At 63.6% G+C, this 13,686-nt stretch carries 11 protein-coding genes; 5 read left to right on the top strand and 6 right to left on the bottom strand.

The genetic code is table 11. The features are described from left to right. The first annotated feature begins 152 nt into the window (after positions 1-152). The 5 genes from NG1_RS30540 to NG1_RS30520 all read left to right on the top strand — a co-directional run bounded on the left by NG1_RS30540 (position 153) and on the right by NG1_RS30520 (position 4,756). On the top strand, positions 153-494 hold the full coding sequence (locus NG1_RS30540; RefSeq protein ID WP_157114330.1) for a hypothetical protein: 342 nt from the start codon (positions 153-155) through the stop codon (positions 492-494). A 37-nt stretch (positions 495-531) separates the two neighbouring features. Beyond that, on the top strand, positions 532-879 hold the full coding sequence (locus NG1_RS30535) for a hypothetical protein (protein WP_245660130.1): 348 nt from the start codon (positions 532-534) through the stop codon (positions 877-879). A 125-nt stretch (positions 880-1,004) separates the two neighbouring features. Beyond that, on the top strand, positions 1,005-1,322 hold the full coding sequence (locus NG1_RS30530) for a hypothetical protein (protein WP_062976614.1): 318 nt from the start codon (positions 1,005-1,007) through the stop codon (positions 1,320-1,322). Positions 1,323-1,419: 97 nt separating this feature from the next. Next, a complete protein-coding gene (locus NG1_RS37190) occupies positions 1,420-3,726 on the top strand; it encodes a hypothetical protein (protein ID WP_157114329.1) in 2,307 nt (768 codons plus the stop codon). A gap of 115 nt (positions 3,727-3,841) precedes the next feature. After that, a complete protein-coding gene (locus NG1_RS30520; RefSeq protein WP_157114328.1) occupies positions 3,842-4,756 on the top strand; it encodes a hypothetical protein in 915 nt (304 codons plus the stop codon). A gap of 15 nt (positions 4,757-4,771) precedes the next feature. Here the strand turns inward: NG1_RS30520 and NG1_RS30515 are convergent, their stop codons facing one another. From NG1_RS30515 to NG1_RS37625, 6 genes are all read right to left on the bottom strand, one after another. Continuing rightward, positions 4,772-5,509, bottom strand: coding sequence for a hypothetical protein (locus NG1_RS30515; protein WP_062976608.1), 738 nt, complete (start codon positions 5,507-5,509; stop codon positions 4,772-4,774). A gap of 86 nt (positions 5,510-5,595) precedes the next feature. Continuing rightward, positions 5,596-7,791, bottom strand: coding sequence for an elongation factor G-like protein EF-G2 (locus NG1_RS30510; RefSeq protein WP_062976606.1), 2,196 nt, complete (start codon positions 7,789-7,791; stop codon positions 5,596-5,598). A gap of 614 nt (positions 7,792-8,405) precedes the next feature. Continuing rightward, on the bottom strand, positions 8,406-9,830 hold the full coding sequence (locus tag NG1_RS30505; RefSeq protein WP_062976604.1) for a WGR domain-containing protein: 1,425 nt from the start codon (positions 9,828-9,830) through the stop codon (positions 8,406-8,408). Positions 9,831-10,085: 255 nt separating this feature from the next. Next, positions 10,086-10,436 carry a hypothetical protein gene (locus NG1_RS30500; protein WP_157114327.1) on the bottom strand — a complete coding sequence of 117 codons (351 nt, stop codon included), beginning with the start codon at positions 10,434-10,436 and terminating at the stop codon, positions 10,086-10,088. 82 nt (positions 10,437-10,518) lie between these two features. Beyond that, the gene (locus NG1_RS30495; RefSeq protein ID WP_062976600.1) at positions 10,519-11,646 is read right to left on the bottom strand and encodes a DUF6301 family protein; all 1,128 of its coding nucleotides are present in this window, start codon (positions 11,644-11,646) and stop codon (positions 10,519-10,521) included. Between the two features lie 43 nt (positions 11,647-11,689). Then, a partial coding sequence (locus NG1_RS37625; RefSeq protein WP_169812352.1) for a hypothetical protein occupies positions 11,690-13,686 on the bottom strand: 1,997 nt, incomplete at its 5' end.

Genomic DNA, 13,686 nt, shown 5'->3' with positions numbered 1-13,686 from the left:
TTGACGGGTGGAGGTGGCATGCGTAGAGAGCTGAGTGCCGTTCCGAGTTCACGTCCGACAGCTTCGCTGCAGGACGTGCTTGTTCGAGCGGTGTCGGTCCCGTGCCTTGTTGCCGCGGAGATGGTTCGTCACCTCTCCGAGGAGGGGTGATCGTGGCGGACATCTGGCCCCGCGATATGCATCCTGAAACGGTGTCGGCGGTGCAGTCCGGTCGGAACGTGGTGAACACGATCGATGACATGCTGGAACGAATCGACCGTATCCGCGCCCGGCGACCTTCGCCCAGTGCCCGAGTGATTCCGGAAGTGGACGGGATGGGCAGGCTCACCGATATGTACATCGCGCCCGGGACGATCGCGAGTGCCGCGAGTGGCCAGGAGATCGCCGCCGACATCATGGCGGCGATTCGGGACAGCACTGTCGACGCCCTGCGGCAGCACAAAATCGCCATCCAGGAAACGGCCCTGCCGAAGGTGCCGTGGCCGCAGCCCTGACTCGCCGGTGCGGTCGACGATACCCAGGAGTGATGCCGTGACAGATCTCGATATGCCGGGCGCTGCGGGAGTGGAGGCCGCGCCCGATTGGCGCAATCTGGTCTACGAGGTGTTCAACCCGGACTATTCCGTCGGCGTGGCCTGCGACCGCAGCGGCATGATCGTCGGTCTGCACCTCGGTGACGAAGTGCTCGACCATCCCGACAGCTGGCTCGCCGAGGAGGTTCTGCGCGTCGCTCGGCTGGCCCGCCAGAAGTCCCGCGTAGGCCGCCGCGCCGAGTTGCTGTATCAAGGCGGATTGCCCCATTTCGCCGACTCGTTGGAGCTGCCTACCGAGGCCGATTACAACCTCATGGAGAAGGCCGAGTTCGCTCGAGATCATTGATCGCGAACTAGGCGGAACCGGACTGTCACGGCTACGCCGGTGTCCGGGCTATTCCTCCGACCCCAGTCCCCAGTGATGGGGATGCCCGAGAATGAGGGGGAGCCGGTGGGAATGGAGTCGTCGATATGGTCGAGAAATTTGTTCAAGATCCGCAGGAACTGCGCAGGCTGGGTGACGCCAACCGCGCCGCCAGCGCTCCCGCGTATGCACGGGCCGAGGGAGATCCCGAATGGGAGGCCGAGTTCGAGGCGCAGTACGGCAAGGCGGCCAACGCGTACCGGGTGTTCGCGGTCCGATACGGCGTCGAGCGGGGCATCGGCTGGACGCAGGTGGGCGATGGCCGCAATACGACCGGTGACAACTCGACGACAGCCGGGAACACATTCGAGGTCACAGATATCGATGGCGGCGTGCACGTGCGACGGACGAACCCGGAGGTCTGAGGCCGAGGCGTCGAGGATTTCGGGTAGGAGGATTTGGAATGGCTGTTCCCGGTTCACAAGCAGTTCGTAATCACATGTGTGATCGGGGGTGGAACTGATGGGTGACATCGAGGGTGGCATCCTCAATCGGGAACAGAGAATCAAAGAGGGAGAGTGGCTCTACTCCCCGAACAAGCAGTACCGCATGGGCATGCGGGACGGCCAGATGGTCATCGAGCATGTCCCCACCGGCAATGTCATCGATCGATACGGCGATACGGGCAGTGGAGCCAACCAGATCAGATTCGAAGATCAGGGGGGTGATGGTAGCGAGACCCGGCTCGAACTCCACGACAAAGATGACGATGAAATCAAAGCGATTTCCGAGCCCGGCGATAAAAAGCACGAAGGTGGCGCGGCCACTGATGACTGGGACGATGAAGACGACGGGGTCGGGCAATATGTTCTGACCAACGACGGACAGTTGGTCGCCGTCAAAGACAAAGTCGGCGACAACTGGGACGGCAATCGCCCGGCGGACGGCAACATCGTCTGGTTCAACGAGCTTCCTGCCGATGTCGCCAAGCGAAAGTTCCTCGGCCAGGACGCCGATGAGAACGATATCACCGACGGCAAAAAGATCTCTGATTTCAAGCTGGAAATCAGAACGCCGCCGGGTAAAGTATCGCCCGAACTCAAGGCGTTCATCGATGTGGCCAATTCTCAGCTGCTCTATCTGATGGCTCAGATGGGCAACGGGAAGCCGGAGAAGCCCAAATTCCTGGTTTCTCCCAAAGAGGGCAAAGACGACAACTGGCGCGACGACAACCTCGCCGACTCCTTTATTCAGCAACTCGAACATCGGGGTCAAGGTTCCGGCTACACCGAAGAAGCATACAATTCTGCCGTCTTCTATCTCAACGGCCTGGCGGACCAATGGCAGAGTGGGGACCTCAAGTTCGAGCAGACGACCGAGGAGCTTTCTCGCACCAATTATTCGTACTACCGCAGTATGTACAACAAGATCCAGGACACCCACGACAAGATATGGGACAAGCTCAACGACGGTGTCGAGGGTCAGGGCCCGGGGCAAGGCCGGATGTACGCGGAAGACGGCCTCCAGAATGTCGCCGAAGAAGCACCGCTCTACGGTCTGATCCGGGATGCGGTGAAGCATTGCACCGACCAGGTCATCGCGTACGCGGATAGGGCCGCGCAGCTTCCGTTTCCGATCGGCTCGAGTTCAGGCTCTGGTTCGGGCTCGGGTTCCGGGTCCGGCTCGGGATCGGGATCGGGATCGGCTTCGAACTCCGGCTCCGGTTCCACGTCGGGCAATACCAGTCATAGCTCGGCCACCCAGCACACGAGCACCAGTCAGCCGTACACACCCCCGTATACCCCGCCGTACACGCCTCCTGCGACGACATCTCAGTCCCCGGCCGCTACCGCTCAGCCGGTCAGTACGAGCCAGGATTTCAGTTCCACATACGACGACCTGCTCACGTCGGGTACGGACACCACCGGTTCGGTGGACAGCACCCAGCCGACCTTGGGCACCGGTAGCGGCGACACCGCGTCCAGCACGGATCTCGGTTCCGTGGTGACCGCGTCGATGCCGACCGGCACCGGAACCGGGACCGGAACCGGGACAACCGCACCCACTGCCAATACCACCGCACCGGCCGCCAACACCGGGAGCAATGCGTCCGATCTGATGGGGCAGATGGCGCTGATGAACGCTCTCGGTCAAGCGACTCAGCAGCCTCGCGTTCAGGCCGATGACAGAGGCTACGACGAGCGGGACTCGCGTGAGGAGCGAGATCGGGAACGAGAACGGGAACGGGCCCGGGAGCAGAACCGCGCCCAGCAAACAGCGAACACCCAACAAACTGGTCAACCGTCTCCTACCGGCGTGACGGCACCGGTGTACGCGGGTGCTCCGCCGGCGGTGACGACGCCGGGCACAACGGTCGACGTCCCCATCGACAATACGAATGTGAAGGCGTCCCCACCGGTGGCAGAAGCCTTGCAGAAGCAGGTGCAGAACGTCGCCCTCGACGCGATGTCCGCGTATAAGGGAACTGCGGGCGAGTTGACGGCGGATCATCCGCCTGCGGTGGTCAACGGTCCCGGCGAGCTGAAAACGGGCGATATTCTCCAATGGGAGCGGCACAGCGCCCTGGTCGTCAGGGATGAGGAGCACAACAAACTGTTCGTTCTCGACGGCGGTCATCTCGTTCCCCTCGACCCCAATAACCCTCCACTGAAAGAAAAGTACGGTGACTTCGCGGGTTACCTGCATCCGACCGGTTTGGATACCGGCAATGCCGATCTGGGGACTACGGCGGCACCGCCGCCGACCGTGAGCCAGGCCCAGCCGACGGCTCCGCCCCCTGTGGCGCCACCGCCACCGCAACAGACCTGAGCGGGCCGAAGGCGTGGCTACGAAAAAGGACATCGTCATCGGAGCGGCAGCGGGTTACGAGTGGCCCGCTGTCGAGCCGTGGGCCAGGAGCCTGGTCGCGAGCGGTTTCGCCGGTGTGGGCGCGGTCATCGTGTACGACCGCGACGACCGCGGCGACGCCATAGCCGAACATCTGGACGCGCTGGGTTTGTATGCGGTCCGGATGCCGCCTCGGGACAGCGTGTACAACGGGCGATTCGAAGATATCGCCCATGTGCTGCGTATGTTCGCGTCTTCGCTCCGATTCGCGATCGTCACCGATGTGCGCGATGTGTACTTCCAGTCGGACCCGATCACGTGGTTGGAAGCCCGCTTGCGATGCCCCTTTCTCGCTGTCAGCGAGGGGGTGCGGTATTCCGACGAAGAGTGGAACCGGGCCAATCTGCAACGAAGTTTTCCGGCACATGTGCAGCGCCTGTGGTCGAAAGCGGTCTGCAACGTCGGGGTCATCGCTGGGGAGGCGGGGGTGATGGCGGATTTGTGCTTGGCCATCTCCTTGGTCGCGGCGTCGTCCGGGGTGTCGATCGCCGATCAGAGCGGGTACAACCTGTTGCTCGATATGGAGCCGTATCGGTCGGCCGTGCAATTCGTGACGTCCGAGGAGGGGTTTGCCTGTCAAGCAGGCACATTTGCGGACCCGGGCAAGCTCGGCGCTTTGCGCCCATTTCTCTTGGAGCCCGAGCCGACCTTGATCGGGGAGTGTGTACACACCTCCACAGGGATGCCGTATCCGATCGTGCATCAATACGATCGGGTGCCCGCGTGGAAACAGGCGCTGTCGAACAGGCTGCGATCGGCCCCAGCGGTGGGTGTATCCGCTCCGCGCCCCGGCCTGGCCCGAGTTCTCGGTGACGCCGACGGCGCATCTGTTCTGCAGACGGCGCAACGCTTCGGGGTGCCGCGCCAACAGTCCTCGATCAGCTTGTTTTCAGCCGCTTCCAGCGATCTCGTGCATGCTGACGGCTCACCCTCTCCGGAGGGCACGGCCTGATCTGCTGAGCTTCCGTCAGTGGGACTGCTCGACGGCTTCCTCCGCATCAGCATCCGTAGCCCGTTGCCTGAAACTGAACTCGTAACTGCTGTAGCGGTATTTGCCGCTACCTGCGTCTTCCCACGTGAATCCGTACTTGCCGATGTGCTCCAGACGGATACGAGTGTCGGCGTAGATGCTGAAGCCACTGCGTCGAGCACGTTCGGAGAACGCGTAATCTTCACCCAGATACCATTGGTTCTCGCCATCCGGGACGATCATCGGCAAGAAGTACGGCACGTTGGCGCGCCCGAACTGCAAGTTGCAGACAGGCAGTTCCTCTTTCTCCGCGATCGTCTCGTAAACGCCGCGTTTGGTGAGCAGGAATCCGCCGGCTGCGTAACGGATCTCCACTGTGCCGCCGCCATCGCCGAAGATTATCTTCTCGGTACCGGGTAGCAGACTGCAGACCAGTTCGCGCGTCATCTTCTTGGCGTAGATACCGCAGACCACCGGCAGATCGTGGGACCGCAGCATACTTACCGCATCGGGATCGAAGCGCACATCCGCGTCGATCCACATCAACTCTTCGAAACCTTGCGCCAAAGCGTCGGTGGCGATTTGGCTGCGGGCCTGATCGATCGCGGAGCAACCGTAGACGCGCCAAACCGGGTAGCCGCGCCGTTCGAGTTCCGCCAGCCCCTCTGAGCAACCGGGTTCGATGTAGTCGTGCACCGGCACCAGCACGACGCAACGCGCGGGGTCCTTTTCCATTTCTCCACCTACCAAGGCTCGAATACGAGCCCAACTGTACCCGGCAGCCCGAGATCAACAGCCAGTGGGAAGGCGGCTCGATGTGGTTACGCACGTGCCTTTTCCCCGCGCATCGACGCGGCGATCTGATTGGGCATCGGTTCGTGGCGGGCATAGGCGCGGGTGAAATCTCCGGTGCCGTGCGAGATCGAGCGCAGATCGATGGCGTAGCGGCTGAGTTCGAGTTCGGGGACCTCGGCGTGGACGCGGGTGCGGCCGGTGCCGTGCGGCTCGGTACCGAGGACGCGGCCGCGGCGGCTGGACAGGTCGCTGAGGACCGGGCCGACGTAGTCGTCGGAGACAAGGACCCAGACTTCGGCGAGCGGCTCCAGCACTCTGATCCCCGCGGTCGCCGCTGCCTCGCGCAGGGCGAGGGCGCCCGCGGTCTGGAACGCGGCGTCGGAGGAGTCGACGGAGTGGGCTTTGCCGTCGAACAGGGTGACGCGCACGTCCACCAGGGGATATCCGGCGGTCAACCCACGGGAGGCCTGCGCTCGAACGCCCTTTTCCACCGACGGAATGAACTGGCGCGGAACAACTCCACCGACCACTTTGTCCACGAACTCGATCCCTGCCCCTTCGGGCAGCGGTTCGACCTCGATCTCGCACACCGCGTACTGCCCGTGCCCGCCGGACTGTTTGACGTGCCTGCCGCGTCCGGTGGCCTTGCCCGCGAACGTCTCCCGCAACGCCACCTGGTGATCGGTCACGTCGACCTGCACGCCGAACCGGGTCCGCAACCGTTCCAGGGCGACGTCGCGATGCGCTTCGCCGAGACACCAGAGCACCAGCTGATGGGTCTGCGCGTTGTGCTCGAGTCGCAGTGCCGGATCTTCGGCGGCCAGGCGGGCAAGGCTTTGGGACAGCTTGTCCTCGTCGGTTTTGCTGTGCGCGCGAATGGCGATGGGCAGCAGCGGGTCCGGCATCGGCCACGGCTCGATCCGCAGGGGGCTGTCGGTGGACGACAGCGTGTCGCCGGTTTCGGCGTGCCCTAGTTTGGTGACGTAGGCGATGTCGCCCGCGATCGCCTGCCGCAGCGGGCGTTGCTGCTTGCCGAAGGGTGCCGAGATCGCGCCGACTCGCTCGTCCAGCTCGTGGCTCTCGTGGCCCCGATCCTCCAGGCCGTGTCCGCTGACGTGCACCGTATCGTCGGCATGCAAGGTGCCGGAGAAGACGCGGACCATGCAGACCCGCCCGACGTACGGGTCGGATGCGGTGCGGATTACCTCCGCGGCCAGCTCTCCGTCCGGGTCGCAGCGCAGCGGATGCGGTTCGGCGCCGTTGCTGGCGGTGATGGCGTGCTCGGCCGGTGTCGGAAAGCCGCCGGTGATCAACTCGAGCAGCTCCACTGTGCCGAGGCCTTGCTTGGCCCCCTCCGGCGCGGGCGCGGCGAACAGCACCGGATGGAAGCTGGCGCGAGCCACCGCACGTTCCAGGTCGGCGACAAGGGTCGCCAGGCTGATCTCCTCGCCCTCGAGGTAGCGCTCCATCAGGCTCTCGTCTTCGCTCTCCGCGATGATGCCTTCGATGAGGCGGTTGCGCGCTTCCTCCAGAGCGGTTACCTGATCGGGCGAAGGGTCGCCCTGCACCTCCTCCCCGGAGGAGTAGTCGCCCACGCAGTGTGGCAACAGCTCCACCATGCCGGTGACCGGCCGGTGGCCGTCCGGATTCTTCGGCCCGTAGACGGGCAGATGCAGGGGCAGGATATTCTCCGACGATCCGCCGCCCAGCACCGTCCGGCAGGTCTCGGTCATCACGTCGAACTCGTCGCGCGCCGTGTCCAGGTGGGTGATCACGATCGCGCGCGGCATCCCGACGGCGGCGCACTCCTCCCACAGCGCCCTGGTCGCGCCCGCGATTCCGTCCGCGCCCTCGGCCGCCGAGATGACGAACAGCGCCGCGTCGGCCGCCCGCAGCCCCGCCCGCAGCTCGCCCACGAAGTCCGCGTATCCGGGGGTGTCGACCAAGTTGACCTTCATCCCGGCCCATGCCACCGGCACGACCGACAGCTGCACCGACCGGTGCTGGCGATGCTCGATCTCGTCGTAGTCCGACAGCGAGGTGCCGTCCTCCACCCGTCCGGCGCGGTTGACCGCCCGCGCGGTGAGCGCCATGGCGTCGACGAGCGTGGTCTTGCCCGACCCGCTGTGCCCGACCAGGACGACGTTGCGGATCTGCTCGGGCCGGTCCGCGGTCACCACGCCGCCGTTGCCCGCGGCAGCTCCGTTGGTCTTGTCCACCATGTGTCTCGCTCCTTTGCTGACACCTGCCGTGCATCCACCTTCCCACCGGGCGTGGCGTTCCGCCGACGAATCGGCAGATCAGGGGTGTGTGCGGTCGAATGCGCAGGCCGGGGGAGCGCTCGCCTGCGCGAGGATCGTCGGGCACGCCCAGCCTGGGCGATAGGCCACGAGCCGTTCGCCCGTCGGTCCCCGCGCGGGAACGCAGCCGGGCGCGGCATCCCCGGCTCGGTCCGTCACGCGAGACGAACGGCACGATGCTCGGTAACCGGTCTTCCGGCCTGGGGGACGTCACGGGCGCGATGCGCTGACCGGGCCCGGTGGCGGTCACCTCGGGACCGAGCAACTGCCGGCGCCACACGCGCGATCAACTTCGGGTCCGCGTCGTCGGCGAGCCGCAGTGGCTGCACAGCCGCCGGAACCGCCGGGCCGAGCGTCTTCTGCAACCAAGTGCTGCCCGGTCGGGAGCCCTCGCTCGTGTCCGGGCAATCTCGCGTTCGCCGCAAGGCCGATCAGCGAGCCACTCTGCCGAGCCCGCGGGAAGCCGAGGTCCCAGCGGAGACGTTCTCCGCACACGATGTGCGAAGAACGCTCTCTCGAAGACCTGGTGGGTGCGATCAGGACAGCCGGCGGATGTCGCCGCGGACGCGGTAGAAGCCGCCGCGTGCCGACTCGGCGATGCCGTCGACCACGTAGCGGGCACCGGCACGGCGAATGTCTTTGGGAAACTGCACATTCCATCCCTGGTGGAATCCGGGGGAGACGACACGCACGCGCAGGGAACTGCCGTGGCTCACGCATTCCACGATGACGCCGGTGCCCGCGTCGGAAGTGATTTCGACGGTGTCGCTGGGCACCACCGCTGAGATCTCGGGGGCTTTCACCGACACCGTCTGCGGCAGCACGCCCTGCTCGGCATCGCGGATGGCGGCGTCGCCGACGTCGAGACAGGCCAGCGTGCCGGTCGTGGTGACGAGGTACAGCTTCTCGTCGTGATACTGCATGGAATAGGCCGAACCGCAGCCGGTGGCCAGCTTCCACACGCGGTTCCCCGCGGCGTCGAAGCAGTACACCGAGGAGTAGTTGTCACCGGCGAAGACGTAACGGCCGTCCGGCGAGGTGGCGCAGGAGAAGACCGCGGCATCGCACTGGTAGATGTGCTCGGCGCGGCCGTTCTTGGCCACCATGCGGACCTGGTTGCGGGAGGTGCCCGCGTAGACGGCGTCGGATTCCTGCCAGCCGAACAGGACGTCTCCTCCGGTGGCCGCTTGCCACAGGGGATTCCCGCTGTCCAGGTCGTATTTGGTGACGCCCGCGGAATGTCCGTGGTAGACACCGTGCGCGTCGATGCGCACCATCCAGCCCGAATTGCCGGTGCTGCGCCGGGTCCACAGCGACTCTTCCTCGTAATCGATCACGGTGATGCCGCCTTGGCGGTCGGAGACGCCGAGGATGCCGTCGTGGATGTCGAGCCAGTAGATGTCGACATCGGCCGCGATATCGTAGGCCGCCCGCGGCACCTTGCCCGACAAGTCGTAGACGCGGCCGTCGTCGCATCCGGCGTAGATCCAGAAGTCGTCGGCCACAATACATTTGACGGCGTCCGGCAGGCGGTACCGGCCGGTGACCACGCCCTCCGGGGTCAGGGTGAACACGTCACCGCTCTCGTTGCCCACCCAGCAGCGGCGCTCGTCGACGAAGATGCCGAAGGCGGCGGCGCCGGAGTCGAAACTCCACAGCACGGGCGCGGCCATCGCGGTCGAGCGACCGCTGCTGATCGCCCGCCTCGTCACCGGACGTCTGCCCCGCGCCCCCATCACGGCGGGCGCATAGCCCTTCCGCACCTTCTCGCCCACCTTCTTCGCAGCGGCCGCCTGCGCCTTCTCCTCGGTGGCGAACGAACTGACCTTCGTCTGCCCCTGCTCGCCGATGCGGCCGAAACGGACACTCACTTGCGTGCCCGCGACGATCACCTCGTAGAACTTGTGCGCGGTACCACTGTCCTCGGACAGTTCGAGATAGGTGGTTCCCCCGATTGTCATAGCGCCTCGCCTGTTTTCGTCAGATCAGAACGAAACGAAAGCTAGCAAGAGCCACCGACATTCAGCGGGTCCGTGCTGCATCGCAGGGCAAGCGTCCGACAGGCGCCGGTAGGGCAGCCGACGGCTGCGGGCCCTGCGCGAGGCGCGTGTCGGCGGTCATTACTCCTGTTCGGGCGTTCATCACGTAGCTCCCCGGGCCCTCGTTCGCGGTCTGCTGGGGACGCGGTCTGCTGGGGAGTTGAACCTCTGCCCTGATCAGCTGATCGTCTCTTCGGCGCTCAGAGGGTTTCCCTCGGTATCGACTTGTTCGTAGTCGATACTGAATTCGAGACCTGCGTTCCTGGAGAGATCTGCAAGGTCTCGAAGCCGAGTAGTAGCAGTATCGGGTGCGTCCTCGATGCGGCCCTCGAGAAGGAAGTAGAAAGGCGCTTCCGGGCCGCCGGCATCGTAACAGTAGAGTTCGAATCCGTCGGTCTCGTAGTGCATCTGGAACCCGCGATGCGGCTTCATCTGCAGATCGTTCTTCGACAGCCACGATCTCAGTATCTGTTCGATGATTTCCGGGCTCTCGGTATAGAAAGTTCCGTGGTACGAGGTAATGGCCATGATCATCCTTGGTTCGATGCAATAGATGTGGCTGGACCCGATGGCGTACGCCGGCCACTCGGCGGGAGCGAATTGGTCGATACTAGTCCCGCTCCACGTTTCGCTTGCGGCGAGCGCTTTCGGCTTCTCCATGGATCGTAGTGATTCCGAGGTTGAGGCGCACGATGATCCGGACGGTAGGGTGTCGGTAGGCGAGTGCTAGTGAATTTTCCGTTCCGGTCCATTGGATCTGCGGAGTCATTCCCCAGGAACGCGCGGTGGGTTCGCCGTAGGTTTCGATGAGTACCGCAGTCATTCGGGTGAAGGTATCGCTCGACGGTGTTCGGCAGTCGTCGCTATCGGACACGGTCGCGACCGGCAGGTCTATGGAATGGACGTCGCGGGCATTTCCGTCCACATAACACTCACCGGCCACATATCTGCTGGTGAATACGACCCGATCGGTTTCGTGTCTTTCTATCGACCAGAATCCGGCTCGTGCGCTGATGGTCATCAGGTCATCCATTCGCCACGACCAAATCAGATTGCGAAGTCCGGTGACGAGTTGGACCAGCTCTGTATCCGCCAATTCCGATCGATGGACTGGTGGCTGCAGTGGAGTGTACGGTGGCACGGCTTCGAGCTGCCGAATCGTTCTATCCATGAGGTCGGCGTCGTATTCAGGCGAGTCGGCCCACTCACTCGAGGGGCTGGTAGGCGATATTGTGCTGAGATCCAGCAGTGGGGTCGGCATCGGATGCGGGGCGGCAGCAAGCGCGGCACCAGCCGTTGACAGTTCATCGGTGGATTGGTCGATGCGAGCCGTCGGCGCCGGATCACCGATATCGGAGAGGGGCGTCGACGACGGCAGCTGTCGTTCGGCGATGGTGAGTCCTACTTCCTGGGCACTCATTTCGGCGAGGCGCTTCCATTCGGAGAAGTCGGTGCGCGGTATGGCGTCGAGCGTAACGGTCCATTCGTTGATGTCAGTGCGCAGTAAGGTCAGCACCATCGCTGTAATCGTCTGATATTGCGGGTGATATTGGAGGCGCTGTCCGAACCGGGTGCCGACCGGGTCGGTGGTGGAGCCGGTTGAGGACAGGCCGAGGTTGTCGCGCAACAGGTCGAGGTGAACTTGGTCGAGCGGGCCATGGAGGATGAGTGTCAGTTGCCGCTTCAGGAGGTTCACTTTGCGCCGCTCGGCATCGATCGATGTCAGCCACTCCATCATAGGAACACCATAGTCGCCTCTGCTATAGCATATCGCGCCACGTTCAACGGTCGCGTTCGGCACGGAGCTGCCGCGCACGTTCGAGTTCGAGCGCCCGTGCTCTGACTCGCGGTGAATTCTCGGGGCGCTCGCGGACAGCTTCCTCCGCTGCCGTAGCGTGCCCGATCGACCGTAGGAAATCAGCCTCGACCAATTGCGGGGAAAGTCCGCCTTGTATGGCTCTGACAGCCTGCGCGTACCGACGCTCCATCGAATCATGGAGGACATGGACGGGAGGTCGCCCTGGCGGCTCGTACACGTACACGCCCCTTGCATGATCGTAATTCGTCGGTGTGAGGTCCAGACACAGCGAATAAGTCTGTATATCCAAGCGCCTTGCCTGATCCTGGCTCAATTGCAGAACTCTACTCGGTCCAACGATCTCGTTATGGTGATGTCGCACAATTTCCTTGCCCAACGTATCCGCTGCTTTGCCCAATGTGCGGGCGCGGTCGGCATCGAGCGCCTGGCCAACCAGTCGCCGATGCGCTGGATCCAGACCCAATGATTCGATCCGGCGAGCCTCTATTGTCTGCTCCTGCCGGATAGCACGCTGTATTGCCTCGAAATGCCGCGTCACCTCACCGAGCTCCCGAGCCCGGCCGCGAGCAAGGGCCTGCGAGTATTCGCGTGCATTGTGCAGGTCGTGCTGGAGGGAAGGGGTACGCAGGTCTGGATGCTGGTCACGGAATTCCAGTACTTCCCGGGCGGCTACCTCGACGAGTTGTCGCTCGGTGATCTCCAGCCGGGTCGTGGTCGCGAGGTTGCGCTCGAGCACGTCGAGTTCGAGGATCTGCCCGACAACTTGCGTGTGCTCGCCTAACTGAAGTTCACGCAGCGCGTCGAGGCTGCTATGGAGTTCGAGTTGCTGCACTGTAGCCAAGCGGTCCCTCGCAAGTGCGATGTTTTTACTCACATCGGTCAGCGGCGCACCCCGTTCGAGCGCTTCCCGGATCCGATCGAGCGCATCGCGAGCCTGGATATGTCCTAGCGACTCCGCCGCGCTCTGCACTCGATTCATCTCGGCGAGATCTCTCGACAGCTGCACGACTTCCCGCATATGCGGGTCCAGCTCCGCCAGCAACTTCCCGCGTTGGCCGTCGATCCGGTCGCTCTGGAATTCGAATTCCCGCGCGGCGTGTAGTTGGCGAGTAAATTCTTGCGCGCGATCCTTGTCAGTAGTTTCGACGACGGGTAACTCGGGACTGGAATCGAAGTCGCTGCCAGGGACGATCAGTGAAATATCCTCGATGTTCAGCTCCGGATATTTGCTCTGGATCTCCTTGCCAGCCGCCTTGAGTGGTTTCGAAATATCGTGAGTTGATCGGATCACGCCTTTTCGTACAGCGTTGGCGAATGTATGCGCCTGATTATTGTAAGCCTTCGGATTTTGGTGGATCTTCTGGGCCAGCTCCTGGAGTTCGGACCGCGTGAGCCCTCTCAGGGTCAGAGCCCCGGGCGGTGCCGCATCGGTGGCCTTGGTCGCTATTCGTCCGTCGTAGCGCTCCACGAGAATTTCATGAAACCTGTCACGGTCGATGACGACAGCGATGTCGACGTCGTTGGCCTGGGGACTCCGCAGCGCCGATCCTTGAACGAAGACACCGTGGTCACCGAATCCGGCATCGTGGAGGATCCGATCGAGATCCCTGGCGAACGCGTTGAAGCGACCGGCGTCATCGAAGCGGTACGGGTAGCCGCGATCGGAAACCACGTTGGCCCAATTTTCCATGTTCTGGGCGAGCAGATCAGGGGTGATGGGCTTCGCGATACGGGAACCGATATGGATGAGGTCGGCGATGCCGCGATCATCGAGTCCCAGTCGACGTCCGTGCTCGATCAGCGCGTTGAGATCCCTCTCGCTGTAGCTGAGTTCGAATTTGGGATCCCGGGCAGCACGGTCGCGAACGCTGTCGACGAGCCTCTCGATAGACATCCGCCCCTGCTCATCGCGCACGCCAAGATCTCGGGAAAAGAGCTCGGTGCTTCGCTCGACGTGGG

The organism is Nocardia gamkensis NBRC 108242 (assembly GCF_001612985.1).
GTDB classification, from domain to species: Bacteria; Actinomycetota; Actinomycetes; order Mycobacteriales; family Mycobacteriaceae; genus Nocardia; species Nocardia gamkensis.
This window is presented reverse-complemented; position numbering and strand designations above follow the sequence as displayed.